The organism is Methylophaga pinxianii (assembly GCF_020447225.1).
In the GTDB taxonomy this organism is placed as follows: Bacteria; Pseudomonadota; Gammaproteobacteria; order Nitrosococcales; family Methylophagaceae; genus Methylophaga; species Methylophaga pinxianii.
In genome coordinates, this window is sequence record NZ_JAJAEO010000102.1 from 1 (window position 1) to 3,832 (window position 3,832).

The following is a 3,832-nucleotide window of genomic DNA, read 5'->3' on the forward strand; positions in this document are numbered from 1 at the left end:
CGTACTAAAAATGTGGTTGAATGGTTACTCGCCAGACTGCCGGAAAACAGTGATGTGGTGGTGGTCGCCTATAGCGAGGATGCCAAGGTGCTGGGTGACAAAAAAGGCTGGCATAAAGCCAGTTCATCCCAGACAGCGTCATCTATCATGCGTGATTTAAATACTATCGTTCCCGAAGGCGCAACAAACCTGCAAAAAGGTCTGAATACGGTGAATCAGTTTTCACCTTCCAATCTGTATGTCATTACCGATGGATTACCCACCAAAGGTGAGTCTCAATATCGAAGTCTTAATCCTTTTTCCAGTTGCAGTTCGCTCACCGGTAATGCACAAACGATTTCAGGTGAATGTCGGGTGAAATTATTTCAGCAAACTATTAACGAGAGCGGTAAGCGGGGAACACAGGTGGATGTGATTATGCTGCCATTGGAAGGGGATCCCGATGCAGTTAATCAATATTGGGTTTGGGCAGCGACTACCGGTGGATTATTGATCAGTCCTGCGAGCAACTGGCCATGAAACATCGCAAAAAGGATCTGGATATATTCAGCTTATCTTTTCTGGATGTCATTTCCTGTGGTTTTGGTGCCGTTGTTATGCTGATACTGATTTCCAAAACCGATGTGGATGTCTCTACCGCGGGGGCGGATGATGTCAGCAGTTTACTGGCATCATTGATTGGTCTGGAAAACTCTGTGGCCCAGGTCAGTCAGCAAATTCAGCAAGAGCTTTCGACCCTGGAAGCTTTATCCGGTGAACAACAGGCTATTGCCCAAGCCGAATCATCATTGGAAAATCAGCTTAAGGCTTTACAACAGAAAAATGCGGCATTGGAAGAAAATATTTCCGGATTAAGTCTGGTGGAGTCGCGCCTAAAACAAGCCGCCTTACCCACACCAAGAAAATCCACAGACAAACGTTCTGAAGAAGTAGGGGGCATTCCTGTCGACAGTGATTATGTGGTGTTTATTATTGACACCTCTGGCAGTATGAAACAAATCTGGCCACGGGTATCCAGAGAAGTGGTCAATGTGCTGAATATTCACCCTGAAGTAAAAGGTTTTCAGATTTTGAATGATATGGGCACGCCAATGATTTCTGGTTACGATGGCCGGTGGATGCCTGATACACCTTCAACTCGAAACAGTGCGATTAAAATGTTCGAGAACTGGTCGGTTGTGTCTAACAGCAGTCCAGTTGAAGGTCTTGAAACCGCGCTTAGAAAATATGCCAAGCCCAATATTACAACATCGATTTATGTGTTTGGTGATGACTATACCGGCTCATCTTATGATCCCGTGATTGAGCGTATTACGACTCAGAACAAACAGCTCAGTGATGGTCGACGCCTGGCCAAAATTCACGGTATTGGTTTTCTATCGATAAACAGTACGGATAGATTCAGCATCCTGATGCGTGAGTTGAGCAAACGCAATGACGGAACCTATATCGCATTACCTCCCTAAGTGCATATAGGCCGAGTTATCTCGGATTGTAAGTGGGTAAAAATTACCTGTTCTAAGGCATTAATTACATAAATCGTGCTCATCATAAAATTTGTTTACCTGTCATTTTTGTTTCATATAAACGCCATATAGTGTCAATAAACACTTATTAGGGTATAGGCACAGCATTTGCTATTACCCAGTCAGCGGCGTGAATGACGGTTAGAAAAAACTTGTACCGTTTCCACCCCTTTTTCTGCTTTTAGCTTTAGGATAGCCATATGCTTAATGAAAATTGGTTGCAACAGATTGAGAGCAAGTTTAGGGAACAAGGTTTTCCTCCGGAAAGAAGGGCGATAGAAGCCTTATCCCTCTATTCAAAAGAATATCGTAGCCCTGAGGAAAATTCAGAAACAGCCACCGCGATTGTTGAGTGGTTCAAAACACACTAGAGTTTTAAACTGATTACACGTTCCCACAACCCTGTGGGGACGTGCAGCTAATCAATAAAATCATACTTCCATCGAATCTCTTCTGCTTTCATCATTTGGCTGACGCTCATACGTATCAGTCCTGTTGGGTCTCCAGGATTCCCTATCACAACATAACGGGTTCCATCTACATCAAAGCCAACCCGGCTGTATTCATCAAATTTGCTAATGGCACTACTGTTTTGTAACTGAAACGGTAGGAGTTCGTCTTGATTTTTTGGTGGGGAAAACGGCGGTACTGTTTCTGGTCTCTGGCGTAAGCCCACAAAAATTTCACGCTCGTCGAGTAAAATCAGGATATTCCAATGATACAGAGTAATGGATGCATTGCGGTGTTGTGTCATAAGCAGAACTTTACACCAGCTTTACTGATTATGCCCGAACAGATTTGGGCTTTTTGTCTAGGTAATGAGGACCGAAAGTGAAGTCATCGTTCCATCTAGCATTTTTAACGAACATAGTCATTCAGAATGCTTTTTTAATTTGCTTAGATTAAATTTTAAAAACCTTTAAAAAATACAATTCAATCAATTCTTTGGCAATGAGGCATATGCATGTTCGGCAGTTTTTTATCGCGACAAGTGCTGGTTAACGAGGACCAGTCAGGCACAATTGATAAGACTGGATCAGTCATGATCATTTCGGCACTAAAGCGACATGTGCCTTATATTGAATTTTCACCAGATGGCGTAATACTGCAGGCAAATTCACTTTTTCTCGGTGCAATGCAGTACCAGGCTGAAGAGGTCGTCGGAAAACATCATCGAATTTTTTGTGCACAACCTTACCGTGACAGCCCGACCTATCATAAATTTTGGCAAAACCTTGCTGCCGGACAGCCACAGCATGGTACTTTTCGCCGGTTGAAAAAAGATGGTAGTGATATCTGGATTGATGCGACCTATTTTCCGGTTGAAGACGAACATGGGAAAATAACTAAAGTTGTTAAAGTTGCCAGTGATGTGACTGCTGAATATAAGCAGCTAGAACATCAAAAAGCTATCTACACTGCGCTTAAACGTTCCCTGGCCTTCATTGAATTTGATAAACACGGTGTCATCCTTGATGCCAACGAAGGATTTTGTCAGGTCATGGGATATGAGATTGAAGAAATCCGTGGCAAGCAACATAAAATCTTTTGTACCAAAGATTTTATATCTGAATATGATGCATTCTGGCGTGAATTAGGTAAAGGGCAGTTTCAATCCGGATTATTCGAACGGGTGACTAAATCAGGTCAGACCGTCTGGCTGGAGGCAACCTATAACCCAGTTCTCAATGAGGCGGGAGAAGTTCAGGTTATCGTTAAGTTCGCCAGTGATATTACCAAACGTATTCATCAGAGCCAGGCCATTAAAGCGACCTCTCAATTGGCACATGTTACTGCGTTAAACACCCTGGAAGTCGGCGCGCAAGGGGTGGCACAGCTTAATACTGCGGCCAATACAGCAGGTTCGATTAGTGAGACGGTGGATGAAGCTTCCGCGGTAATGCAGCAGCTGGCAACACAGTCGGAACATATTACGGAAATCGTCAGCACGATTTCCAAAATTGCTGATCAGACAAACTTATTGTCTTTGAATGCGGCCATTGAAGCGGCTCGAGCGGGTGATGCGGGCAGGGGCTTTGCCGTAGTAGCCGATGAAGTGCGTAAACTGGCGGTGAGCACTTCACAGGCAACGTTTGAAATTGGCAATATAGTTAAGAAAAATAGTCAGTTAGCAATACAATCCAGTGCCAATATGCATTCGATTCAATCCAGAGTAAATGATTGCAATGACCAATTGCGAGCAGCACAGGATAAGCTGGAAGAAATAAGGCAAGGCGCTAACGAAATTGCCCAGTCGGTTTCTAGATTATTAACGCAGTAAAGGGTTGTTACCATGCCAAAAAAAA

General features: G+C 43.6%; 3 protein-coding genes and 3 pseudogenes. 5 read left to right on the forward strand and 1 reads right to left on the reverse strand.

Features of this window, described 5'->3' with window-relative positions; all coding sequences use genetic code 11:
- The 3 genes and pseudogenes from LGT40_RS00700 to LGT40_RS00710 form a co-directional block, all read left to right on the forward strand.
- A pseudogene (locus tag LGT40_RS00700) lies at positions 1–519 on the forward strand (VWA domain-containing protein); the annotation flags it as partial.
- Positions 516–1,466, forward strand: coding sequence for a hypothetical protein (locus tag LGT40_RS00705; RefSeq protein ID WP_226071290.1), 951 nt, complete (start codon positions 516–518; stop codon positions 1,464–1,466). The pseudogene LGT40_RS00700 and the gene LGT40_RS00705, both read left to right, overlap by 4 nt.
- A gap of 260 nt (positions 1,467–1,726) precedes the next feature.
- Entirely contained in the window at positions 1,727–1,897 is a 171-nt protein-coding gene (locus tag LGT40_RS00710) for a hypothetical protein (protein WP_226071288.1), read from the forward strand.
- A gap of 47 nt (positions 1,898–1,944) precedes the next feature.
- Here LGT40_RS00710 and LGT40_RS00715 read toward each other — a convergent pair whose 3' ends face one another.
- Complete coding sequence (locus LGT40_RS00715) at positions 1,945–2,280, reverse strand: hypothetical protein (RefSeq protein ID WP_226071286.1); 336 nt, start codon at positions 2,278–2,280, stop codon at positions 1,945–1,947.
- Positions 2,281–2,568: 288 nt separating this feature from the next.
- On the opposite strand from LGT40_RS00715, the pseudogene LGT40_RS16680 reads away from it, so the two are divergent.
- Together LGT40_RS16680 and LGT40_RS16685 are read left to right on the forward strand one after the other, a co-directional pair.
- A pseudogene (locus tag LGT40_RS16680) lies at positions 2,569–3,276 on the forward strand (PAS domain-containing protein); the annotation flags it as partial.
- A 150-nt stretch (positions 3,277–3,426) separates the two neighbouring features.
- Positions 3,427–3,807: pseudogene (locus tag LGT40_RS16685) on the forward strand (methyl-accepting chemotaxis protein); the annotation flags it as partial.
- Positions 3,808–3,832: the final 25 nt, after the last annotated feature.

What these genes read in the sequence shown, in the direction of transcription:
- LGT40_RS00705 (WP_226071290.1), top strand. Translation starts at nt 516, where the DNA reads ATGAAACATCGCAAAAAGGATCTGGATATATTCAGCTTATCTTTTCTG.
- LGT40_RS00710 (WP_226071288.1), top strand. Translation starts at nt 1,727, where the DNA reads ATGCTTAATGAAAATTGGTTGCAACAGATTGAGAGCAAGTTTAGGGAA.
- LGT40_RS00715 (WP_226071286.1), bottom strand. Translation starts at nt 2,280, where the DNA reads ATGACACAACACCGCAATGCATCCATTACTCTGTATCATTGGAATATC.